General features: G+C 52.3%; 19 protein-coding genes. 7 read left to right on the top strand and 12 right to left on the bottom strand.

Going from position 1 to position 22,064, the window contains the following annotated elements:
- Positions 1-27 precede the first annotated feature (27 nt).
- Positions 28-522: a hypothetical protein gene (locus ACMGGR_RS05990; RefSeq protein ID WP_414148388.1), complete on the bottom strand. Its 495-nt coding sequence runs from the start codon at positions 520-522 to the stop codon at positions 28-30.
- Entirely contained in the window at positions 519-881 is a 363-nt protein-coding gene (locus tag ACMGGR_RS05985; protein WP_414148387.1) for a tlde1 domain-containing protein, read from the bottom strand. Before ACMGGR_RS05985 ends, ACMGGR_RS05990 begins: the two co-directional genes overlap by 4 nt.
- Positions 882-2,024: 1,143 nt before the next feature.
- Here ACMGGR_RS05985 and nrdA point away from each other — a divergent pair.
- From nrdA to yfaE, 3 genes are all read left to right on the top strand, one after another.
- Positions 2,025-4,310, top strand: coding sequence for a class 1a ribonucleoside-diphosphate reductase subunit alpha (gene nrdA, locus ACMGGR_RS05980; RefSeq protein ID WP_246757938.1), 2,286 nt, complete (start codon positions 2,025-2,027; stop codon positions 4,308-4,310).
- Positions 4,311-4,386: 76 nt separating this feature from the next.
- Positions 4,387-5,517 carry a class Ia ribonucleoside-diphosphate reductase subunit beta gene (nrdB, locus tag ACMGGR_RS05975; RefSeq protein ID WP_246757939.1) on the top strand — a complete coding sequence of 377 codons (1,131 nt, stop codon included), beginning with the start codon at positions 4,387-4,389 and terminating at the stop codon, positions 5,515-5,517.
- A 2-nt stretch (positions 5,518-5,519) separates the two neighbouring features.
- Positions 5,520-5,780 carry a class I ribonucleotide reductase maintenance protein YfaE gene (yfaE, locus tag ACMGGR_RS05970; protein WP_246757940.1) on the top strand — a complete coding sequence of 87 codons (261 nt, stop codon included), beginning with the start codon at positions 5,520-5,522 and terminating at the stop codon, positions 5,778-5,780.
- Between the two features lie 58 nt (positions 5,781-5,838).
- Here the strand turns inward: yfaE and ACMGGR_RS05965 are convergent, their stop codons facing one another.
- The 3 genes from ACMGGR_RS05965 to ACMGGR_RS05955 form a co-directional block, all read right to left on the bottom strand.
- Positions 5,839-6,138, bottom strand: coding sequence for a hypothetical protein (locus ACMGGR_RS05965; protein ID WP_246757941.1), 300 nt, complete (start codon positions 6,136-6,138; stop codon positions 5,839-5,841).
- A 36-nt stretch (positions 6,139-6,174) separates the two neighbouring features.
- Complete coding sequence (locus ACMGGR_RS05960) at positions 6,175-7,785, bottom strand: cholesterol oxidase substrate-binding domain-containing protein (protein WP_414148386.1); 1,611 nt, start codon at positions 7,783-7,785, stop codon at positions 6,175-6,177.
- A gap of 371 nt (positions 7,786-8,156) precedes the next feature.
- Complete coding sequence (locus ACMGGR_RS05955; protein WP_414148385.1) at positions 8,157-9,362, bottom strand: nicotinamide mononucleotide deamidase-related protein YfaY; 1,206 nt, start codon at positions 9,360-9,362, stop codon at positions 8,157-8,159.
- Positions 9,363-9,571: 209 nt separating this feature from the next.
- Between ACMGGR_RS05955 and ACMGGR_RS05950 the strand changes: the two genes are divergently transcribed.
- Positions 9,572-11,011, top strand: a complete 1,440-nt coding sequence (locus ACMGGR_RS05950) for a catalase (RefSeq protein ID WP_246757944.1) — start codon at positions 9,572-9,574, stop codon at positions 11,009-11,011.
- A 326-nt stretch (positions 11,012-11,337) separates the two neighbouring features.
- On the opposite strand, the gene menE is transcribed toward ACMGGR_RS05950, so the two are convergent.
- The 6 genes from menE to elaB all read right to left on the bottom strand — a co-directional run bounded on the left by menE (position 11,338) and on the right by elaB (position 17,398).
- The gene (gene menE / locus ACMGGR_RS05945; protein ID WP_414148384.1) at positions 11,338-12,696 is read right to left on the bottom strand and encodes an o-succinylbenzoate--CoA ligase; all 1,359 of its coding nucleotides are present in this window, start codon (positions 12,694-12,696) and stop codon (positions 11,338-11,340) included.
- Positions 12,684-13,655 carry an o-succinylbenzoate synthase gene (gene menC, locus ACMGGR_RS05940; protein ID WP_414148383.1) on the bottom strand — a complete coding sequence of 324 codons (972 nt, stop codon included), beginning with the start codon at positions 13,653-13,655 and terminating at the stop codon, positions 12,684-12,686. The genes menE and menC overlap by 13 nt, the downstream gene beginning before the upstream one ends.
- Entirely contained in the window at positions 13,655-14,509 is an 855-nt protein-coding gene (gene menB / locus ACMGGR_RS05935) for a 1,4-dihydroxy-2-naphthoyl-CoA synthase (RefSeq protein ID WP_246757947.1), read from the bottom strand. The genes menC and menB overlap by 1 nt, the downstream gene beginning before the upstream one ends.
- Positions 14,509-15,282, bottom strand: a complete 774-nt coding sequence (menH, locus tag ACMGGR_RS05930; protein WP_414148916.1) for a 2-succinyl-6-hydroxy-2,4-cyclohexadiene-1-carboxylate synthase — start codon at positions 15,280-15,282, stop codon at positions 14,509-14,511. The genes menB and menH overlap by 1 nt, the downstream gene beginning before the upstream one ends.
- Positions 15,279-16,922, bottom strand: coding sequence for a 2-succinyl-5-enolpyruvyl-6-hydroxy-3-cyclohexene-1-carboxylic-acid synthase (gene menD / locus ACMGGR_RS05925; protein ID WP_414148382.1), 1,644 nt, complete (start codon positions 16,920-16,922; stop codon positions 15,279-15,281). Before menD ends, menH begins: the two co-directional genes overlap by 4 nt.
- Before the next feature lie 158 nt (positions 16,923-17,080).
- Positions 17,081-17,398, bottom strand: a complete 318-nt coding sequence (gene elaB, locus ACMGGR_RS05920; RefSeq protein ID WP_246757949.1) for a stress response protein ElaB — start codon at positions 17,396-17,398, stop codon at positions 17,081-17,083.
- A gap of 316 nt (positions 17,399-17,714) precedes the next feature.
- Here elaB and ACMGGR_RS05915 point away from each other — a divergent pair, with 316 nt between their 5' ends.
- Positions 17,715-19,367, top strand: coding sequence for a glucan biosynthesis protein D (locus ACMGGR_RS05915; RefSeq protein WP_414148381.1), 1,653 nt, complete (start codon positions 17,715-17,717; stop codon positions 19,365-19,367).
- 79 nt (positions 19,368-19,446) lie between these two features.
- Here ACMGGR_RS05915 and ACMGGR_RS05910 read toward each other — a convergent pair whose 3' ends face one another.
- The gene (locus ACMGGR_RS05910; protein ID WP_414148380.1) at positions 19,447-20,175 is read right to left on the bottom strand and encodes a GntR family transcriptional regulator; all 729 of its coding nucleotides are present in this window, start codon (positions 20,173-20,175) and stop codon (positions 19,447-19,449) included.
- Between the two features lie 186 nt (positions 20,176-20,361).
- On the opposite strand from ACMGGR_RS05910, the gene ACMGGR_RS05905 reads away from it, so the two are divergent.
- Together ACMGGR_RS05905 and ACMGGR_RS05900 are read left to right on the top strand one after the other, a co-directional pair.
- On the top strand, positions 20,362-20,676 hold the full coding sequence (locus ACMGGR_RS05905) for a PTS sugar transporter subunit IIB (protein ID WP_414148379.1): 315 nt from the start codon (positions 20,362-20,364) through the stop codon (positions 20,674-20,676).
- A gap of 47 nt (positions 20,677-20,723) precedes the next feature.
- Positions 20,724-22,052, top strand: a complete 1,329-nt coding sequence (locus ACMGGR_RS05900; protein WP_414148915.1) for a PTS sugar transporter subunit IIC — start codon at positions 20,724-20,726, stop codon at positions 22,050-22,052.
- Positions 22,053-22,064: the final 12 nt, after the last annotated feature.

Here is a 22,064-nt window from a genome sequence, read left to right as displayed (position 1 = left end):
AGGTAAGGATTAGTATCCTGATACCTGCTACAGCTGATTATTTAATTGTAAAAAAGAAGAATTAAGCTCTGCTATGCAGGCTTGTCTCCGTTGATTGTCATCGACAGAAGATTCTAATGCCTTTAGTGCTTTTGAATAGTAATCATCCACTTCCTTTTTCGTTGGCTCGATGAAGGGAATTCCACAAACCTTGCCAATATTCTCCTTATTGACCAACTTCAGTGTTGCGGTTGTATTTTCAGGCAAGGCATAGGCCATCGATATGTCCAGACCTTCCTGAAAGGAGGCCATCCCTGAAAATGGTTCACGGCCTAATTGAGGGTAAAGTGACAGCCATCGTGATTTCCCTTTTGCCAGATATGCTGAGATGGCATCAAAATCTGGTTCAGATAAATCATCCCTATCATTTTTATTTATTGCGATTAAGACTTTTTCATAAAGCTTGTCTTCAACGGTTTTTGAAGGGGGTGATGAGCAAGAACTGGTTAGCATAATAGTAAGGATGATAAAAACGTATCTCATAGTACAATTAGCTCCGAATCGCCACTTTGTATGATTTTTTCTCTGTACTTTGGCTGCAAAACAATACAGCCATTAGATGCTGTACCTTTACCATTACCGCCGTGAATTAAGAATCCATCACGTCCACACATATTATTTCCTTTATAAGGGATTAATCGGAGGACATAGCGACCAGCAGTAGGATGTGTCGCTATAGGGCCTGTTATACGATACTTCCCTCGAGGTAAAGGACCTTTGTTTTTTATACATTCAAATTTTACATCATCTTTATAACCCGGCGCACCAGCATACATTGCGTTAAATTGAAACTTACCATTCAGATAAAAGCTTTTACTCATTACATTGTAAATCCATGACATAATAGCTTACCTCCATTTTATAGAACTTAGCCGGTCAGGCTCTTTATTTCCATCTATCAGAAAACTGAATATTTCCATCGCAATGCTTACAGGCATATCTTCTCATAAAGTAAAGTAACAGCCATCAAGATGCACTATTTCATCATTAGTATTGATATTGTGCATTGATGGGGCGACTCAAACTATTTTCACACCCCCAGGAACATTTTAACAAAACCTTCTTTTTGTGAGACATTATTAATGCGATACTATTTTACTACTGTCCTTTTAAATTGTTTTCCGATTGCAATCGCCTTATAAAAGTAACTTCTCAATAAAGATCATCCTTTCTCAAAAAGCGATGCTTTATGCGTATGCGTTACAATTAGTTTCCTGATATAATCATATACTTATTTCGGGTTAATGATACCATTGCCATAGTTAATTAACAGATTTGGCTTAAGGTTTTCCAGAGAAAAGTAAGGAAAAATGAGAAAGGTATAACTTCCATCAAGCAAAAGTTGATTTTATACCAAACTAGCGTATTTTTGACCAATCATGGGATTTTTATATCCGCGTTAATTAAAAATCTTCTGTCACCTTGACGAAAGCTTCCCTTTTACCCTGCGGTAAACGTACCGGGTAACAACCATTGCGGTACAGTGGGCAAGCTCCCCTGCCGCAGCACCTCCCTGACATAGGCTTTCCCGGACGAAAAATCGCCGCAGCGCTCCCGGTAAGGTGCTTCCCCTTCTTTTCTCTTATTTCATCTTTATAAGTATTTCGTCTTTCTTAAGTCGCTGTTTGCCTGGTGCATCTGGCGATCTGAAGTATACTTTTTCGCCAAAAAAAACGGCGGGGTTTCACTGCTGAGCAATAAAGCCGCGTTCAGCTATTTTTTGAATTTTTTTTCCAGCATGTTGACAAGGACGTGGAGCCTTGAGAAACGCGGACTTAGGAAAACCGCCAGCTCTGGATCAGTAAAATTGCCGCTTCGTCAAGGCTTGTTAAGATCGCAGAACTTACTAAAATAACCACCATATTGTTATCAATACTTCCCTTACCCCCTATATATAGTGTTTATCCACAGAGTTACTCACACCCGAGCAGTCTGTGCATAAACGGGGGATACTTTCGATCTCACGGACAGGATAAAAACGCCACATGAATCAGAGCCTGCTTGTCACTAAACGCGATGGCCGCACCGAACGCATCAATCTGGATAAAATCCACCGCGTACTTGACTGGGCTGCAGAAGGACTGCAAAACGTTTCCGTCTCACAGGTTGAGCTGCGTTCTCATATCCAGTTTTATGAAGGTATCAAGACCTCTGATATTCATGAAACGATCATCAAATCCGCTGCTGACCTGATCTCGCGCGATGCGCCGGACTATCAGTATATGGCCGCCCGCCTGGCAATCTTCCATCTGCGTAAAAAAGCATACGGCCAGTTTGAACCGCCTAAGCTTTACGATCAGGTGAAGCGCATGGTGGACCTGGGCAAATATGACCGTCACCTGCTGGAAGATTACAGCGCAGAAGAGTTCGAGCTGATGGACGGCTTTATCGACCACTGGCGCGATATGAACTTCTCTTATGCTGCCGTAAAACAGCTGGAAGGTAAGTATCTGGTACAGAACCGCGTCAGCGGCGATATCTACGAAAGCGCGCAGTTCCTCTATATTCTGGTGGCCGCCTGTTTGTTCTCCGGCTATCCGCGTGAAACGCGTCTGGATTACGTGAAGCGTTTTTATGACGCCATCTCCACCTTTAAAATTTCACTGCCGACGCCAATCATGTCCGGCGTGCGTACGCCAACTCGCCAGTTCAGCTCTTGCGTGCTGATCGAGTGCGGCGACAGCCTGGACTCGATCAACGCGACATCCAGCGCGATTGTGAAGTACGTTTCACAGCGCGCCGGTATCGGCATCAACGCTGGCCGCATCCGTGCGCTGGGCAGCCCGATCCGCGGCGGGGAAGCTTTCCACACCGGCTGTATTCCTTTTTACAAGCATTTCCAGACCGCGGTGAAATCCTGTTCGCAAGGCGGCGTGCGCGGCGGTGCGGCCACGTTGTTCTACCCAATGTGGCATCTGGAAGTTGAAAGCCTGCTGGTGCTGAAAAACAACCGTGGCGTGGAAGGCAACCGCGTGCGTCATATGGACTATGGCGTGCAGCTGAACAAGCTGATGTATACGCGTCTGCTGAAAGGCGAAGAGATCACCCTGTTCAGCCCGTCCGACGTGCCGGGCCTGTATGACGCTTTCTTTGCCGATCAGGAAGAGTTTGAGCGCCTGTACACCAAATATGAAAAAGACGACAGCATTCGCAAGCAGCGTGTAAAAGCCGTTGACCTGTTCTCGCTGATGATGCAGGAACGTGCCTCTACCGGCCGTATCTACATTCAGAACGTTGACCACTGCAACACGCATAGCCCGTTCGATCCTGCTATCGCGCCGGTTCGCCAGTCTAACCTCTGCCTGGAAATCGCGCTGCCGACCAAACCGCTGATGGACGTTAATGACGAAAACGGCGAAATCGCGCTGTGTACGCTGTCGGCGTTTAACCTGGGCGCTATTGAAAGCCTGGACGATCTGCAAGAGCTGGCAACGCTGGCCGTACGTGCGCTGGACGCGCTGCTGGACTACCAGGATTACCCGATTCCTGCGGCAAAACGCGGCGCAATGGGCCGTCGTACTCTGGGTATCGGCGTAATTAACTTCGCTTACTATCTGGCGAAGCACGGCGTACGCTACTCGGACGGCAGCGCCAACAACCTGACGCACAAAACTTTTGAAGCGATTCAGTACTACTTGCTGAAGGCTTCTAACGACCTGGCGAAAGAGCAAGGTGCGTGCCCGTGGTTCAACGAAACCACCTACGCGCAGGGCATTCTGCCGATCGATACCTATAAGAAAGACCTGGATGCCATCAGCAACGAGCCGCTGCATCTGGACTGGGAAGCGCTGCGCGAAGAGATCAAAACGCACGGCCTGCGCAACTCCACGCTTTCTGCACTGATGCCGTCAGAAACCTCTTCGCAGATTTCTAATGCGACTAACGGCATCGAGCCACCGCGCGGCCACATCAGCATTAAAGCGTCGAAAGACGGCATTCTGCGTCAGGTAGTGCCGGAATATGAGCGCCTGAAAGACCAGTATGAGCTGCTGTGGGATATGCCAAACAACGACGGCTATTTACAGCTGGTTGGCCTGATGCAGAAGTTTATCGACCAGGCCATTTCATCGAACACCAACTATGACCCGACGCGCTTTGCTAACGGTCGCGTGCCGATGAAACAGCTGCTGAAAGATCTGCTGACCGCCTATAAGTTCGGCGTGAAAACGCTGTACTACCAGAACACCCGTGACGGTGCAGAAGATGCCCAGGACGATCTGGCGCCATCCATTCAGGATGACGGCTGTGAAAGCGGCGCCTGCAAAATTTAACCATAGCGGGGCGACTATCGCCCCCTGATTTTCTGTCGGGCCGGGTTTTCTCTGCCCTTCTTCACTGGATAATGACATGGCTTACACCACGTTCTCGCAAAATAAAAACGATCAGCTGAACGAACCGATGTTTTTCGGCCAGCCGGTTAACGTCGCCCGCTACGATCAGCAAAAATACGGTATTTTTGAAAAGCTGATTGAAAAGCAGCTCTCCTTTTTCTGGCGTCCGGAAGAAGTGGACGTGTCGCGCGACCGTATCGACTACCAGGGCTTGCCGGATCACGAAAAGCACATTTTTATCAGCAACCTGAAGTATCAAACGCTGCTGGACTCTATTCAGGGCCGCAGTCCAAACGTTGCGCTGCTGCCGCTGATTTCGATTCCCGAGCTGGAAACCTGGGTAGAAACCTGGGCGTTTTCCGAAACTATCCACTCGCGCTCCTATACCCATATCATTCGCAATATCGTCAACGACCCGGCGATTGTGTTTGACGATATCGTGACCAACGAGCAGATTCTGTCGCGCGCCAAAGATATTTCGGGTTACTACGACGACCTGATTGAAATGACCAACTACTGGCATCTGCTGGGTGAAGGCACGCATCAGGTTAACGGCAAAACCGTTACCGTTAATCTGCGGGCGCTGAAAAAGCAGCTTTACGTCTGCCTGATGAGCGTAAACGCGCTGGAAGCCATCCGCTTTTATGTTAGCTTCGCCTGTTCTTTTGCTTTTGCAGAACGCGAGCTGATGGAAGGCAACGCGAAGATTATCAAGCTGATCGCCCGCGACGAAGCGCTGCATCTGACCGGCACGCAGCATATGCTGAACCTGTTACGCAGCGGTGAAGACGATCCGGAAATGGCTGAGATCGCTAAAGAGTGCCAGCAGGAGTGTTACGACCTGTTTGTGCTGGCGGCGCAGCAGGAAAAAGAGTGGGCGGAATATCTGTTCCGCGACGGCTCAATGATCGGTCTGAACAAAGATATTCTTTGCCAGTACATTGAGTACATCACCAATATCCGCATGAATGCGGTTGGGCTGGAGCTGCCGTTTAAGACCCGTTCTAACCCAATTCCGTGGATCAACTCCTGGCTGGTTTCTGACAACGTGCAGGTTGCGCCGCAGGAAGTAGAGGTTAGCTCTTACCTGGTGGGTCAGATCGACTCCGAAGTGGGCGAAAACGACTTCGACGACTTCCAGCTCTAAGCATGACCGGCCCAATTATTAAACTGCGTGCTTCCGGCACGCAGCTGCACTGTCATAATGAACATCGCTCCCTGCTGGACGCGCTTGAATTTCACCAGGTTTGCGTGGAATACCAGTGCCGTGAAGGCTATTGCGGCTCCTGCCGGATTGGTCTGCTGCAAGGACAGGTCAGCTATTCATCACAGCCGCTGGCGTTTATTAAGGATGGTGAAATTCTGCCGTGCTGCTGTAAGGCAGAAGGTGATATTGAGCTGGAGCTTTAACGCTGTTTCGTCAGAGTAAAATAACCCTCAGCACTACAGAGGGTTATTACAGATAGTATCAGGCACCCCACTCTTCATCGAAATGATAGGCTATACGGCTATCGTCGCCGCCCAGCGCTGTCCCTATACCTGCCACCAGTTTAGACAGGGAATAGCCCCAGGAATCCAGGGTATAGTGAAAACTGCCAAACCCAACGGAATCAAAGAATCGCCCAACCGAATAAACCACTGACATATTGAAAATATCGTTGCTAATCATAACGGCATCAATAATCGCGTTGCCGATGTATGTTGTGATGCCAGAAAAAGAAGCGCCCGCTACCTGATCCATCTCACTAAAGCCTAACTCTTTCATCATAAATCTCCTTATATTCAGGTTAAACCGCATCCGTAGTTATTTTTCTTGAAATATCTTTTTGATAAGAGGTGACGAGAACAGATGGTGAGGATCATATTTGCTGAGCGTTTTTAAGGCGTAGTGCCAGCCATACTCATCATCCGGCAAGCTGGCAGGAATGTTTGTTTTGATAAAATCGTCATTTCCCCAGGCGCTGGTTTCGCTGTAACCCCAGCCTTTGCTCCATTCGACCCTGACCGCATAGTCGCCGGTATAATGTTCGAAGAGCCACGCCTCCAGCTCCTTCATAAACTTATTGGCATCCGGCGTGCCTGGCATTGTCAGGACATCAAGCCAGATTGCCACATCCCATTCAGGATGAAGGCTGTCAGGACGGTTCGCGGATAAGGAAGCCGTCGCGGCGTTGGCTATACCGGTCTCTTCCGCGTTATCTAATCCGGTCACGCGGATCTCAATCGGACAATTAATCGGGAACGAATTGGCATTCTGATAGCTGGTGAGCATCTCTTTATATTTACTGTAAAACTCGTTAAGGACTTTCTGTATATTCTCTCTTTTGGTCACGATGGCATAGCCATTGGCCGTTATCCGCAGCGTGCTGGGTTTTACATACAGCAGGAGATCTTTGCTCCATCCCCACAGATCGCCGGAAATGGACGCCCCCAGGCCAACCTGCACAATTTCGTTAAGCTTCTGGCAGAGCGCGGGCGTGACTTCCTGATGATTGCTAAATATGCTTTTAACAAAATCTGAAACCTGGGACGGGATTTTATCGCAGAAAGGATAATTAAAAGGTTGATGCACGGGCTTTGCGGTAGTGGGATAAGAGTCCGTTATCGTCCAGACCTTAAGCCAGGCTTTGTCGACGAAAGGAAACAAGATAACTTCCGCCCTGCCGCTTTTATCCAGAAAATCGATATATCTGTTGGGGCTGGTGTCGCTGTCAGCAAATAACACCTCCGGCGTTAAATTCATAAAACTCTGGCAGCGCAGGCGGCGGTTGCGAGGAACCTGCAAGGTAACCTCTGTAATTAACGCCCGGCCAACATGAACCAGGAAAGCTGAAATCTCTTTATCTTCGCGCGTGAAGGTTTTGAGCTCGTAGCTTTTCTTCTCGTCGTTCCACACTACGGCCGTCAAGGCCAGAATGCTGTTGCAGACGGAACCATAGGTGCCGCCCTGTTGCAGCGTTTCGCCTTTAGCCGGAAGACAGGTTCCGTGTCCTCCAATAGCACAAATACCGCCCAGCGTCATTTCCCCCATACCGGGCACGGCGTAAAAGCCCAGCTTCTGCTTCTCCAGTTTGGTCATCAGGTTTAACATCGTGATGCCGGGCTGGGCCGTCACGATGCCGTAGTCACCGCGCTTTTCAATCGAAACAGAGGTAAAGTTTTTCTTTAAGTCCAGGAGCAGGACTTTGCTGTTGTTTTCCCCATTTTCGATAATAAGCTGCGACCAGTTAAAGCTTCCGCCTACAGGCCTGACGCAATACGCGTTTTCTTTTGCCCAGTTAACAACCTTGACCACCTCTTCCGCATTTTTTGGCGTAAAAGTCAGGATGTGGTCGCCTTTTGTTTCTCCAGACCAGGTAATATAATTGGTATATTCATGTTTAACAGAAATACCTGTTGTAAAATTATCAACCAAGACAAATTCCTTTTGCTATTAAGCTTGAAATAAATAAGCGCACTAAAAACGATCGCTCGCTTCTAAGCCGCTAAAAATGTGACACAACAAAAATATAAAAACAACTTTTTTTACAGGAAAGCACGTTTCCTGAGAGACGTTATGAATAAATCAAAATTATTCTGTTAAATGGAGAAGTGCGCACCAATAAAATATTAATTAACTTTTGCAGGGGAATATATTTTTGCCCAGGATATTTCTGCCTGAGGCTGGCAAAGTCATTTAGTAAAAAAGCGCGGTTTGTTATAAAGGCTGATTGTCGATATATAAACATTCAGCCTTTTCCTGAAAACATCTTAAAGCGACGTTATGGTATTACAGAAAGTCAGGCTTCAGCTTTCCGGTTTTATTTCCAGCGTATCCACCACGTCAATCCAGCCGTGACCGCTGCCAACATCCAGCCCGTCGAGCCAGCGCCTGAGCATATTTAACGCCATCATCGCAACCACATCCTGACGCGCTTTCAGACCGTGACGGCTGTTGTTGAACCTCACCTTCTGACCCCAGCTGCCTTGCGGCGTATGCAGAGCAAAGCCCAGCTGGTTATCCTGTTCGCCGCCCACCACCAGCGCCAGCGTGGCGTCACTGCCTGAGGCCAGCTGCTGCGCGCGCTGCGCCAGTTCAGCCAGGCTTTCACTCTGCGTCGGCAGTACGTTCCCTGCCGCCAGCGGCGCGGCAACAGAAGCCAGCTGCCACTGCACCAGTCCGGCGGTAAACTGTTCGCTAACGGCCAGCCGGTAACGCTGCTCGTTCAGACGACGCGCCAGCTGCGCAGGCAACGTTTCCGTTCCTTCAAAAATAATACTTTCGCCAGCGATATCGCGTACCTGCTGCCAAAACTGCTTCATCTCAGGCAGCTTTGACGCGGGGCCATTTAGCTTTAACTCAATAATCGGCATAGAGGCGCGATAGCCCATCACCACGCCTTCCGGCAGCGGTAAAGGTTCAATTTCAGAAGCCAGATCGCTTTCGCCCCGGCCAAAAGTGGTTAGCCGCAGGCAAACCGGCGGATCGGAAACCGGGAAGCGAGCCTTCATTCGCGGCAGAATTTGCTGCTCAACCATCATTTTGTATTCAGAAGGCACGCCTGGCGTAAAGAAGATCCAGCAGCGGTTAAGTTCCATAGCAAAGCCGCACGCCGTGCCGATGGGATTGTCGATCATCTCTGCGCCCGCCGGAATCTCTGCCTGTTTGCGGTTGCTGTCGGCCATTTTACGTCCGCGTCCGGCAAAGAAAGCCTCCATTTTCGCCAGCCATTCTTCCTGCATAACCAGCCCAACGCCTGCTGCTTTGGCCGCCGCCGCCGCGCTTAAATCGTCGCTGGTCGGCCCCAGGCCGCCGTTAACAATCAGCACATCGGCAACCTTACTGCGTTCAACAAGCACGTTGACCAGCTCCTGCATGCTGTCGCCCACGGTCTGGCGACTGGTCATCGGCAGACCTTCCTGAAACAGCCGTTCGGCAAGCCATGCCGCATTGGTGTCCACTATTTGTCCATGCAGCACTTCATCGCCGGTGGAAAGCATTTCCACTCTCATGTGTTTCTCCAGATTGTTCAGGTTTAGTTAACTGTATGAAGCAATAGCGACAATTACAATCGCATTCCGCTATCAGCCCGGCAAATGGCAGCGATAGTTAACGCCAGATTGCCGCAGCGAAGCGCGAGCGGGCACAATGGATTTATAGGCGATGCCGATTGAATAAAAGAATTTAAAAGATAAACCCGTCGATAAGAAGAGATCCCACTATGAGCAAAAAAGGACTTACTACCGCAGCGGGCGCGCCCGTCGCCCACAATAACAATGTGATGACGGCCGGACGCCGTGGCCCGATGCTGTTACAGGATGTCTGGTTTCTGGAGAAGCTGGCGCACTTTGACCGTGAGGTCATTCCGGAGCGCCGCATGCATGCCAAAGGCTCCGGCGCTTACGGGACGTTTACCGTCACCCAGGATATTACCCGCTTCAGCCGCGCGAAAATTTTTGCCGAAGTCGGTAAAAAAACTGACCTGTTTATGCGCTTTTCCACCGTTGCCGGCGAGCGCGGCGGCGCGGATGCCGAGCGCGATATCCGCGGCTTTTCGCTGAAGTTTTACACGGAAGAAGGCAACTGGGATCTGGTCGGCAACAATACGCCGGTGTTTTATCTGCGCGATCCGCTGAAGTTCCCCGATCTCAACCACGTGGTTAAGCGCGATCCGCGTACCAACCTGCGTAATCCGACCTATAAATGGGACTTTTTTTCACAGCTTCCGGAGTCGCTGCATCAGCTGACTATCGATTTCAGCGATCGCGGCCTGCCTGCGTCCTATCGCCATATCCACGGCTTTGGTAGCCACACCTACAGCTTTATCAACGCTAATCAGGAACGTTTTTGGGTTAAGTTCCATATGCGTAGCGAACAGGGTATTCAGAACCTGATGGACGATGAAGCCGCGCAGCTGATTGGCCGCGACCGCGAAAGCTCACAGCGCGATTTGTTTGACTCTATCGAACAGGGTAACTTTCCGCGCTGGAAATTCTTTGTGCAAATTATGCCGGAAGCGCAAGCATCAGAAACGCCTTACAACCCGTTCGATCTGACCAAAGTCTGGCCGCATGCGGATTATCCGCTGATTGAAGTGGGTGAGTTTGAACTCAACCGCAATCCGGATAACTACTTTGCGGAAGTGGAGCAGGTCGCGATGAGCCCGGCTAACGTGGTGCCCGGCATTGGCTTTTCTCCCGACCGGATGCTGCAAGGCCGCCTGTTCTCTTACGGTGATGCGCATCGCTATCGCCTGGGCGTTAACCATCACCAGATTCCGGTTAATGCGCCAAAATGCCCGTTCCATAACTATCATCGCGACGGCGCGATGCGCGTGGACGGCAACAGCGGCAACGGTGCCACCTATGAGCCAAACAGCTTTAACGTGTTTCAGGAACAGCCGGACTTTAGCGAGCCGCCGCTGTCGCTGGAAGGCGCCGCCGACCACTGGAACCACCGTGAGGATGATGACTATTTCACCCAGCCGCGCGCGTTGTTTAACCTGCTGAGTGAAGAAGAGCACCAGCGCATGTTTCAGCGTATCGCTGGTGAGCTGCGCCAGATCCCTGAGTTTATTCAGCAGCGCCAGATCGCCCTTTTTTATCAGGTGCATCCGGCCTATGGTGCAGGCGTGGAGAAAGCGCTGAAGGAAACGCGTTAGAAATAAGGTGCCCGGGTTAGAATTAAGGCGCCCGGGTCAGAAATAAGGTGCCCGGGTTAGAAATAAGGCGCCCGGGTCAGAAATAAGGTGCCCGGGTCAGAAATAAGGCGCCCGGGTCAGAAATAAGGCGCCCGGGTCAGAAATAAGGTGCCCGGGTCAGAAATAAGGCGCCCGGAGAAGCCAAGTAATAACGATATGCTGAGAAATGCCCGCCAGTATTAATACGCTGAAGGAAGCGCGGCAGGCCCGTACCGTAAAAAGCTCAATATTAATACTATGCTGAGAACAGAGAACCAGTAGCAAATATGCCGGAGAAGGTTCCGGCATTATTTTTCCACCGGCTGCTGCGCTACCCATTCGGCCAGCCAGCGGCGCGAAAGCTTAATGCCGCCGTTATCCGTTTCCGGCAGGCTAAGCCAGCGCACCGGACGCTGAAAACCCGCCAGCCGCGTAGTAGCCCAGCCTTGCAGCTGCCCCATCGTTGCGCCCTTTAACGCCACCAGCGCCACCGGCCGCTGCCCGTACTCTTCATCATGCTGCGGCACGATAAAAACTTGCTCTACGGCAGGATGTTGTAACAAAATGGCTTCTATCTGTTCTGGCTGGATCCCTTCCCCTGCCGAAAAAAACAGGTTATCAAGCCGGCCCTTAATCAGCAGATTTCCCTCTGACCACGCGCCGCCGTCGCGAGTGTAAAACCAGCCTTCGCTGTCCGTTAACGACAGTAAATCACCGTTTTGCCAGTAGCCGCAGGCCAGTGCCTGCGACCGTAGCGCTATTTCTCCCCCTACCAGCCGGATCTGATTGCCGGGAAGCGGTCGCCCAACGCCTGGCTGGCCATCCGCTCTTTTGGCCGCCACGGTCGAAGCCGTTTCGGTCATACCGTATCCACACCAGCAGGCAATGCCCTTCTCTTCTGCCTGTGCGGTTAACGTTTCGGGAATAGCCGCGCCGCCTAACAGCACGCTACGTAAATTTCGCGGCAGTGCTGGTTGCTGCAACAAACGCCAGAGCTGCGTAGGCACCAGCGAAGCGAAGGTACAGTCAGCCAGCGCCGCCAGCAGCGGCTTTTCATCCGTCAGCACCAGCGTGCCGCCGCTATAAAGCCAGCGCCAGACAATGCCCTGTCCGGAAACATGGTACAGCGGCAGCGACAGAAGCCAGCTGTCGTCAGCGGTAAACCTGAGCGAGGTGACGACGCCGCGAGCGCTGGCAAGATGCGCGCTGAAGCTGTGCGCGGCCGCTTTCGGCAACGCCGTCGAGCCGGACGTGAGCGTTAACGTGGCAATCTCGCTTTCCTGAAAAGCGTGCTGCAACAGGCCGGTTTTGGGCATCATTTTTAGCGCCGGAACGGTCGCGGGCGCTTCCCCCTCCAGCGTCAGCGCAAAGTCGATATTGAGCCCGGGCAGCAGAGTCGTCAGCTGGCAGAGAGGAAGTTGTGGATTAAGCGGCAATAAACGTGCGCCGCAGCGTAGTAGCGCAAGGTAAGCCAACAGCGCCAGCTCGCTATTACGCGCCCTTAGCATCACGCCGCAGCCCGTTTGTACTCCCTGAAAACGGAATCCCGTCGCCAGCTCGTCAATCTGCTGCGCAAGCTGCGCCCAGCTATAAGCCCTGTCGCCGATTTTCAGTGCGGGTTGCTTACCTGCAAAACGCTGCCACGGCCAGATGTTCAGTGCGGCCATACGCTATCCAGATTATCCGCCGCTACCAGCGGCAAAGTTGAACCGGGCCAGGCACGCACCAGCTGCTGCTGCATGAGCGACAGCGTATCCAGACCCGGCACGACGCCTGGCGTTAACCAGTTCGCCAGACGCGCAAGCTGGGTCAGACCAAGGCTCGATTCCAGCGAAGAGCTGATAACCACGGTTAGCCCCGCCTTGTTTGCCTGGCTAACCAGCAGCCCGACTTTCGTCAGGCTGCCAAGCAGCATCGGCTTAATGACGATAGCGCGTAAGTGCGGCTCGGCCATGGGCTGAAAATCGACTTCCCGCGTGCTTTCATCCCACGCAAGCGCCATAGCCGTTTCCTGGGTAAAGAGCCTTGATTCCTGTTGCGTCCGGCAAGGCTCTTCGATAAAGGCGATGCGCGAGCGAAGATGCTCAGGTACAAAACTGGCGAACTGCCGGGCCTTTGCCAGGCTCCACTGGCGGTTAGCATCCAGCCGCAGCGTCAGCTCCGGCACGGCTTCCAGCAGCAGCGTGACCAGCATGCCATCGCGAGCGGCTTCATACAGGCCAACCTTCATTTTTGCTGTCGGCTTTTCTTGCCGGCCGAGCTGTTGCAGGAGTTCATCAGGATCGCCGGTACACAGCGTCGCGCTATTAAAATTGCCTTCCGCTGGCAGCACATCTGCCAGTTCCGCCAGCGCACAGCTCAGGCCAAAAGCAACGGAAGGCAGCGTGGGCAGAGTCTGCGTGGCAGGATCGGCCTGCCAGTTTTGCAGCCAGCGAACTGCCTCGCTCTGCGCTTCTGGCAAGGTTTCCCTGCTAAAACCCGGTAGCGGCGCGATCTCGCCCCAGCCTTCCCGGCCGTTTTCTTTTAGCCTGACCAGCAATCCCTGCCGCAATTTGATACGCCGATCGCGCAGCACCGTTCCCGCTTCTAATAGTATGTTGTAATTAAAAAGCGTCGCCTGGCGCATTATGGATTCCGCTTAAACTGGCTGAAATCCGGCGGGCGCTTCTGGTTAAAGGCGTTGCGCCCTTCCTGCCCCTCTTCCGTCATATAGAACAGCATGGTGGCGTTACCGGCCAGCTCCTGTAGACCTGCCTGGCCGTCGCAGTCGGCATTGAGCGCCGCTTTCAGGCAGCGCAGCGCCATCGGGCTGTTTTGCAACATTTCCCGACACCAGCGCACCGTCTCTTTTTCCAGCTCCGCCAGCGGCACGACCGTATTCACCAGCCCCATTTCCAGCGCCTGCTGCGCACTGTACATACGGCACAAAAACCAGATTTCACGCGCTTTTTTCTGGCCGACAATCCGCGCCATATAGGCCGCGCCCCAGCCGCCGTCAAAAGAGCCCACCTTCGGTCCGGTCTGGCCAAACTGCGCGTTATCCGCCGCAATGGTTAAATCACAAAGCAGATGCAAAACGTGACCGCCGCCGACCGCATAGCCCGCGACCATCGCCACCACCGGTTTGGGACAGGTGCGGATCTGGCGCTGAAAATCCAGGACGTTGAGATGGTGCACGCCAGCGTCATCACGATAGCCGCCGTAATCCCCCCGAATTTTTTGGTCGCCGCCTGCACAAAAGGCCTTATCGCCCGCGCCGGTAAGAATAATGACGCCGATTTGCTCATCATGGCGCGCATCGCTTAGCGCGTGCAGCATCTCTTTGACGGTTTGCGGACGAAAAGCATTGCGCACCTCGGGCCGGTTAATGGTGATTCTGGCCATGCCGTCCGGCGATTTATGGTAGTAAATATCGGTGTAGTCGCCGCAGGCCTGCCATTCTGCGGGCGCATACAGCTCTTCCAGCTCGGGATAGATCATTATTTTTCCTTCTGTATTTCCAGCCTGCACGCCAGAAGCCGCGCGAAAGCCTGCGGATTAGCGTGATGGGCATTGTGGCCAGCGGCCGGGACGAGGGTGAGAGGTAACGAAGCCTGCACGGCAAGCTGCCGAAATTTATCGTCATGCTCGCCGCACAGATAGTGGAAATGATTCAGCTGGCGGATCTCTGGCAACAGATTGGGCTGCCCGGCAAGCGACGTTGTTAACAGCATGGCGGCCAGCGCTTGCGGGTTGTTGTTGGCTCGCAGCGCAATCATCTGCTGGCGCTGCTGCTCGCTAAGCCCGGCGAACAGCGGCTGGCGATACCACTGCGCCAGCGTTTTAGGCAGGGGCTGCTGGCAAAAAAGCCGCGCCCATTCACGATCCGAAGCTAACCTGGCCGCTTTAGCCTCGTCCGATGCCAGCCCCGGATGCGCGCCCTCGACAATCACGCCAGCCAGCGACGAATCCGCATGACGGCAGGCGTGATAGCTGGCAATCCGACCGCCCAGCGAATAGCCGATTAGCCAGTAGCGCTTAATGCGATGGCTTTGTAACGTGGCGTTAAGCCGTTGGGAAAGCCGATCGAATCCGCTGACTGGCTGCGCGCTGGAACCGCCGTGTCCCGGTAAATCGATGCTTAACTGCGGCCAGTCGCGAAAAAAACGCTGCACCGGCCGCCACTCCTCGCTATTTCCCAGAAAACCATGCAGCCAGACCAGCACCGGCCTGCGGCTGTCATGGGCGCCCTGCCAGCGCGCGTGCAGGATCATTTCCCGGCCTCGGCCAGCCATTGTGCGCCGCTCTCGCCCGCTACTTTCAGTTCAATTAGCGTGGCCGTATCACGTTGCCAGCCTGCCGCGACTGCTTCCTTTAGCTCACTCCAGCCCTGCGGCTGTTGATAGTCAAGACCGAACGCCATGGCGGCGGCGGCAAAACTGACCCGAGGCGGCATAGTGAAAAACTTTTCCCGCTCCGCTGCGGGCGTCGGCAGCATCGAGAAAATCTGGCCGCCGCTGTTATTCACCACAATCAGCACCAGCGGCGTCTGTAGCAGAGCCAGGCTGTTTAAATCATAAAGCGCCGAAAGATCACCAACTATTGCCAGTAATGGTTTACCGTTGCCGCGCTGTACGCCAGCAGCAGTGGCAATCAGGCCGTCAATGCCGCTGGCACCGCGATTGGCATAAACCGCATAACCTGCCGGTAAACGGGCAAAGGTATTGACGAGCCTGACGGTCAGGCTGTTGCCGAGAAACAGCGTACCGTTTTCCGGTAACAGTTCCGGTAAGCGTCGGGCAAGCTGTGCTTCGCCAAACTCTTGCAGACGGCAGGCCAGCGACCGGTGTGTTTCCTCGGCCAGCGCCTGCAGCGAAGGCGACCATTCCGGCTGAGCGATGGCCGGATGTGCCGCAAGCCAGGCGCCAGTCTCAGCCACCATCCGCTGGCTGCGACGATGCGCTGGATCCAGATGGCCCGGTAATGGATCGATCAGCCAGTAAGCTTCGGGCTGCGACGCTGCCAGCCAGCCAGCCAGCCGCTTTCCGGTTAGCCGTGCGCCAAACTGAATGATGATTTGCGCGCTGGCCAGCGCTTTTTGCGCATGGGCTTCCCGCAGCCAGACTTCGGCGCAGGGCAAAGGCGTGCCGGTGTGTGACTGGATATCCGATAAGAGCGGCCAGCCCAGCTCCGCCGCCCATTTCGCTAGCGCCACGCCCTCTTCCGCAGAGAGTTTTCCGGCGACTACCAGCCCGCGCTTTTGCCGCCAGCGTGGCCAGCTGCTGGTAAACGGCGTAGGCGTAGCGGCGCTCATCGTCAGCCACGGCGTATCCTCATGCCACCAGTTTCCCAGCTCGTCGTGCCACGCTTTAAAAGCCGGGGATTCCTCACCGTATAAAGGTTCTGCGAACGGACAGTTAATGTGTATGGCACCAGCTGGATGCTGTTGCAGCAGCGCGTCAATAGCCGAAACCAGCCAGCGCGCGGAGATATCCGCTGAGGGGCGAGGAAGATTTAATGCGCCACTGACGTGGGAAGCAAAGAGGCCTGGCTGCACGATAGCCTGGTTAGCGCCGCAGCCAATCAGCTCTGGCGGGCGGTCGGCGCTTAAAATAATCAGCCGTTCGCCGGTCAGGCTGGCTTCGATAATGGCCGGATAGAGGTTAGCGACGGCGGTGCCGGAAGTAACCAGAATGGCGACCGGCTGGCGAGACGCTTTTGCCAGCCCCAGCGCCAGATAGCCAAGACCGCGCTCATCAAAATGGGTATGGCAGGAAAGCCGGCTGGCGGCCGCTTCCAGCGTCAGCGGCGCGGAGCGGGAACCCGGTGCGATACAGATATGCTGCACGCCATGACGGGTTATCGCTTCCAGAATTACGGCAGCCCAGCGGCGGTTAAAGATACTGTGCGACATCGCCCACTCCAGATCAAACAAGCAGCGGGCAGTATAAAAGCGGCCTGAACGGGCAATGTTGATTTAGGGCAGGATTAACGTGTTATTTCCAGTTTTGTAACCTGTGGCAGAAACAGAAAGGGCGCCCCGAAGGACGCCCTTTCTTAGCGGACAAGACCTTAACGGCGTGCCAGCAGCAGACCAACCACCAGACCCAGCGTCGCGCCTACGCCAATTCCCTGCCACGGTTTTTCGTGTACATATTCGTCGGCACGGCTGGCAACCTGTTTGGCACGATGATAGTAATTATCAGAAGCATTACTCACGCGTGATTTTACGTCCTTCAGCGATTTCTCGGCTTTCGCTTTCAGCTCGGCATATTTTTCGTCAGCCGGGTCGCCTGAAGATTTCAGCACTTCTTCCAGCGTTTCGGTCAGCAGAGCCAAATCATCATCCAGGCGAGTGTCGAGTTCTTGTGGTTCAATTTTCGTAGCCATAACGTCTCCTTGTGCGAATAATACCTTTAACTGTAGACACTTTTTGCCGCTCTGCTTGTTCTGTTAGCCAGGAATTGGCTGATAATGATGTTGCCACAGCACTTTTTTTACCTCGCTTAACGCTGCCCCGGTGCGCCGGATTCGCCTGCTTTCTTCAGATTTATCTGCTAAATTTTGCCTGACTGAATTTCTGACGCCACACGCTGTCGTAACACCCTGTGACCCGCTCACAATTCAGGTAAAACAAGGCTGTCCATAAGGGCAACCCAGACCACAAGCTTTATCAATTCAGTTAAGCAAAGGATATGACTCTGGCATGAATCGAAGAATGTTTATGAAAGCGTCAATGGCTTTCGCTACGGTAAGCGGGATGTCCGGTTTATCAACGTTGTTTGCTCAGGCCGCCTGGGCCGACACCGATATTGCCGACGGCACGGCGAAGCGCTTTGATTACGACGTGTTGAAAAACCTGGCCGCTTCCCTGGCGAAAAAACCCTACGGCGGCGCGCCTGCTCCCCTTCCCGAGACGTTAGCGACCCTGACGCCGCAGGCGTATAACGAAATTCAGTACGACGCGAATCATTCACTCTGGAACGCCATTCCCGACCGTGAACTGGACGTACAGTTTTTTCACGTTGGCATGGGCTTCAAACGCCGCCTGCGCATGTTTTCAGTGGATGCCGACCGCCAGGCGCGCGAAATCCACTTCCGTCCCGAGCTGTTTAACTACAACAATGCCAAAGTAGATACTAAACAGCTTGAAGGTAAAACCGATTTGGGCTTTGCCGGTTTCCGCGCGTTTAAAAAGCCGGAGCTGGCCAGCCGGGACATCGTTTCTTTCTTAGGTGCCAGTTATTTCCGCGCGGTTGACGATACCTACCAGTACGGTCTTTCCGCTCGCGGCGTGGCGATCAACACCTTCGGCAGTAAGGAAGAGTTCCCTGACTTCACCGCCTTCTGGTTTGAAACGCCAAAAGCGGATGACACGACCTTTACCGTCTATACGCTGCTGGATGGCGAAAGCTGCACCGGCGCTTTTAAATTCGTGATTCATTGCGAAGAAAAACGCGTGGTGATGGAAGTGGAAAATCATCTTTATGCCCGCAAAGACATCGCACAGTTAGGCATCGCGCCGATGACCACGATGTTCAGCTGCGGCACCAACGAACGCCGTATGTGCGACACTATTCATCCGCAGATTCACGACTCCGATCGCCTGGCGATGTGGACGGGCAACGGTGAATGGATCTGTCGTCCGCTGAATAATCCGCAGCGCCTGACCTTTAACGCCTATCAGGACGAAAATCCACGCGGTTTCGGCATGCTGCAGCTGGATCACGATTTCCAGGATTACCAGGACGTGATTGGCTGGTACAACAAGCGTCCGAGCCTGTGGGTAGAGCCTGTCGGCAAATGGGGCAAAGGCGCGGTTAACCTGATGGAGATCCCTACCACGGGTGAAACGCTGGACAACATCGTTTGCTTCTGGCGGCCAACAGAAAACATTAAGGCCGGTAGCGAGCACAGCTTTAGCTATAAGCTTTACTGGAGCGGCCTGCCGCCGGTTCACAGCGATCTGGCCCGCGTCAGGGCAACCCGTACCGGCATGGGCGGCTTCCCGGAAGGCTGGGCGCCTGGCGAACACTATCCGGACGTCTGGGCACGCCGTTTTGCGGTAGATTTTGTCGGCGGCGATCTGAAAGCGGCCGCGCCAAAAGGCATTGAGCCGGTGATTACCGTGACCTCAGGAACCTTTAAGCAGGTAGAAATCCTTTACGTTGAGCCAATTGACGGCTATCGCATTCTGTTTGACTGGTATCCGAACAGCGATTCTGTCGAACCGGTCAATCTGCGTCTGTTCCTGCGTACGAAAGATGAGACGCTGACCGAAACCTGGCTGTATCAGTATTTCCCGCCAGCGCCAGATAAGCGCAAATATGTGGACGACCGCCAGATGACCGCGGGTTAACCGCCATCTTAGTGAAAGCGTCTTCTGCACCCTGTGAGCGGTAAGCGAGCAGGGTGTATTCCTCTACCGCGATAAAATTTTATGCCGGCGCAGAATAATTCATTCTTTTCCGTGAAACAAAAATTTTAAGTGGGTATTCCAGGAAATTAGTGTAGTTCTCTGAAAAAAGAAAAGGCACGTTCCATATATCAACCGACTGGCTCTGCACCTTAATAACCGGCATTTCTTTATCAATTTTTAGCAACGCGGCTATTTCTCGAGAAGGTAATAACGGCGAGTAATGTAAGTACGTACCAGACATATGCACGCGACACTTATTTTCAAAATAGTCATAAAGTGAACCTTTTATATACTTAAGCGTGAGATCGGGAAACTTTTCAGCCGAAATCCAGCTATTTTCCAGTTCAGCGGGTGAGTCATTGATAAAGCGAACCCTTGAAATAAAGTAAACCTGTTCTTTAAATTTAATAGCCAGCGCGTTGGCTATCACCGGTGAGGCAAGCTGAATTTCAAACTTTAAAACGTGACTTTTCGCAGTGGCTTTATCGCTCTGGATAATTTCCGAGAACCCTTGCGAATTTTGCAAAAAATCGGCGTTAGCACTTTTACAGGAAACAAAGTTTCCAGCCCCCTGCCTGCATCTCAGGAAGCCACCGTTCTGCAACATTTTTAATGCCTTTCTGAGCGTATTTCTTGAAACATCAAACTGCCTGGCAAGATCTACTTCTGCAGGCAAACTTTCTCCCTGCCGATAAAACCCCGTGTTTATGCCATTTTTTAACTGGTGATAAACCTTCAGATAAACCATTTTAAACCCCTTCATAATTCCATGAAAAATAATAATTATTCCTTACATACGGCTTAACTGGTTCAATTCCACACCGGATAGTAAACATCAAAGGGTTTCTTTTCTGTGAACAACCTAACAGTAACATTTGATTGATTGCCAGAGATTAGCGGATGAAATTGTGCATATAGTCAGGAGCCTGCTTACATGGAAAATATACTACTGGTATGCGCCGCCGGCATGTCTACCAGCATGTTGGTTAGCCGAATGAAAGACAGTGCTGCATTAAAAAATATTGAGATAAATATTAGCGCGCTGTCAGTAACGGAAGCCAAAGAAAAAATTAGCCAGCAGCAGATCGATGTTGTCTTGCTGGGGCCTCAGGTTCGTTTCCAGAAAGAGGAAATTGAAGCCGCAGCGCAAGGAAAGATCCCTGTGGAAGTCATTGACATGGTCAGTTACGGCAGGATGGATGGCCAGGCCGTATTAATGAGGGCGCTGGAGTTACTTGCGGTTAAATAACCCGTCCCGGTTACTCTGGCAAAGCGTAAGGAGACATCATGAAACGAATGGAACTCATGAAAGGCCTTGAAACAGGTATGGAAAAGCTACTTGTCCCGCTGGCGATTAAATTAAACTCGCAGATACATATTGCGTCTATCCGCGATGCCTTTATTTTAATCTTTCCGATTATTATGGCCAGCTCGCTGATTGTGCTGATTAATTTTGCCATCCTCTCCCCGGATGGTTTTATTGCAAAAATGTTCTTTCTGAATGTTTTATTCCCGCATCTTGACGAGGCGCAGCGGGTTTTTTCACCCGTACTGAATGGTTCCGTCAATATTATGGCGTTACTGATTGCTTTTCTGGTGGCCAGAAATCTGGCAATCGGCTATAAGCAGGACGACCTACTGTGCGGCTTAACATCTCTGGGGGCTTTTTTCGTTATCTATACACCTTACGTCATCATTGATAAACAGGCGTACCTGACAACGAAATATCTGGGGCCGCAGGGGCTTTTCGTCGCTATCATCGTTGCGTTAATTTCCAGTGAGATTTTCTGTCGGCTGGCCCGAAATCCGAGAGTCATCCTTTCTATGCCGGCTTCTGTTCCCCCTGCCGTTGCTCGTTCTTTTAAAGTCTTACTGCCGGTATTTTGCGTAATGATTTTATTTTCAACGATCAATTACCTCCTGACTAAGGTATCACCGGGCGGATTAAACGAACTGATTTATACGCTGATTCAGGCTCCGCTAAAGGATATGGGTACCAATATCTTCACGGTTGCTGTCCTGGGGGTTATCACTAATTTTCTATGGAGTATTGGTATTCACGGTCCCAATACCTTAGCCACGATTCGGGAGACTATTTTTACCGAAGCCAATATGGAGAACCTGTCGTGGGCAGCCTCACACGGTACAACCTGGGGGGCACCCTACCCCGTCACCTGGGTTAGCATCAACGATGCTTTTGCTAACTGTGGCGGCTCAGGTATGACGCTTGGTTTACTGCTGGCTATCTTTATCGCGTCACGGCGTAAAGAGTATCGCGATATGGCCAAAATGGCCCTGGTACCCGGCCTGTTTAACATCAATGAACCCGTGCTTTTTGGTCTGCCCGTGGTTTTAAATCCGCTTCTTGCGATCCCGTTAATACTGGTTCCTTTAGTCAATACGCTAATTGGTTATTTCTTTATCAGCATGCAAATTATTCCGCCTGTTGCTTACGCCGTCCCCTGGACAACGCCGGGCCCGCTAATCGCATTTTTCGGTACGGGCGGTAACTGGCTGGCGCTGCTGGTCGGCTTCTTATGTCTCATCGTCGCCACTTTAATCTATCTACCCTTTGTCATTGCCTCAAACAAAGTAAATACCGGCCCTGTAGTAACAGGTGAATAACATTCATTTCGG

Source organism: Erwinia sp. BNK-24-b (genome assembly GCF_047456155.1).
GTDB lineage: Bacteria > Pseudomonadota > Gammaproteobacteria > Enterobacterales > Enterobacteriaceae > Erwinia > Erwinia phyllosphaerae.
Note: the sequence above shows the minus strand (reverse complement) of the source record. Positions and strands in the feature narration are given on the sequence as shown.

Bases quoted from the DNA above. Each gene is read 5' to 3' on its own strand.
- ACMGGR_RS05905 (WP_414148379.1), top strand. From the start codon at position 20,362: ATGGAAAATATACTACTGGTATGCGCCGCCGGCATGTCTACCAGCATG.
- menE (WP_414148384.1), bottom strand. From the start codon at position 12,696: ATGGCCGCACTGAACATCTGGCCGTGGCAGCGTTTTGCAGGTAAGCAA.
- menB (WP_246757947.1), bottom strand. From the start codon at position 14,509: ATGATCTATCCCGAGCTGGAAGAGCTGTATGCGCCCGCAGAATGGCAG.
- ACMGGR_RS05900 (WP_414148915.1), top strand. From the start codon at position 20,724: ATGGAACTCATGAAAGGCCTTGAAACAGGTATGGAAAAGCTACTTGTC.
- menC (WP_414148383.1), bottom strand. From the start codon at position 13,655: ATGCGCCAGGCGACGCTTTTTAATTACAACATACTATTAGAAGCGGGA.
- ACMGGR_RS05985 (WP_414148387.1), bottom strand. From the start codon at position 881: ATGTCATGGATTTACAATGTAATGAGTAAAAGCTTTTATCTGAATGGT.
- menD (WP_414148382.1), bottom strand. From the start codon at position 16,922: ATGTCGCACAGTATCTTTAACCGCCGCTGGGCTGCCGTAATTCTGGAA.
- ACMGGR_RS05990 (WP_414148388.1), bottom strand. From the start codon at position 522: ATGAGATACGTTTTTATCATCCTTACTATTATGCTAACCAGTTCTTGC.
- ACMGGR_RS05965 (WP_246757941.1), bottom strand. From the start codon at position 6,138: ATGATGAAAGAGTTAGGCTTTAGTGAGATGGATCAGGTAGCGGGCGCT.
- ACMGGR_RS05915 (WP_414148381.1), top strand. From the start codon at position 17,715: ATGAATCGAAGAATGTTTATGAAAGCGTCAATGGCTTTCGCTACGGTA.
- ACMGGR_RS05955 (WP_414148385.1), bottom strand. From the start codon at position 9,362: ATGAGAGTGGAAATGCTTTCCACCGGCGATGAAGTGCTGCATGGACAA.
- nrdA (WP_246757938.1), top strand. From the start codon at position 2,025: ATGAATCAGAGCCTGCTTGTCACTAAACGCGATGGCCGCACCGAACGC.
- nrdB (WP_246757939.1), top strand. From the start codon at position 4,387: ATGGCTTACACCACGTTCTCGCAAAATAAAAACGATCAGCTGAACGAA.
- menH (WP_414148916.1), bottom strand. From the start codon at position 15,282: ATGATCCTGCACGCGCGCTGGCAGGGCGCCCATGACAGCCGCAGGCCG.
- ACMGGR_RS05950 (WP_246757944.1), top strand. From the start codon at position 9,572: ATGAGCAAAAAAGGACTTACTACCGCAGCGGGCGCGCCCGTCGCCCAC.
- ACMGGR_RS05910 (WP_414148380.1), bottom strand. From the start codon at position 20,175: ATGGTTTATCTGAAGGTTTATCACCAGTTAAAAAATGGCATAAACACG.
- elaB (WP_246757949.1), bottom strand. From the start codon at position 17,398: ATGGCTACGAAAATTGAACCACAAGAACTCGACACTCGCCTGGATGAT.
- yfaE (WP_246757940.1), top strand. From the start codon at position 5,520: ATGACCGGCCCAATTATTAAACTGCGTGCTTCCGGCACGCAGCTGCAC.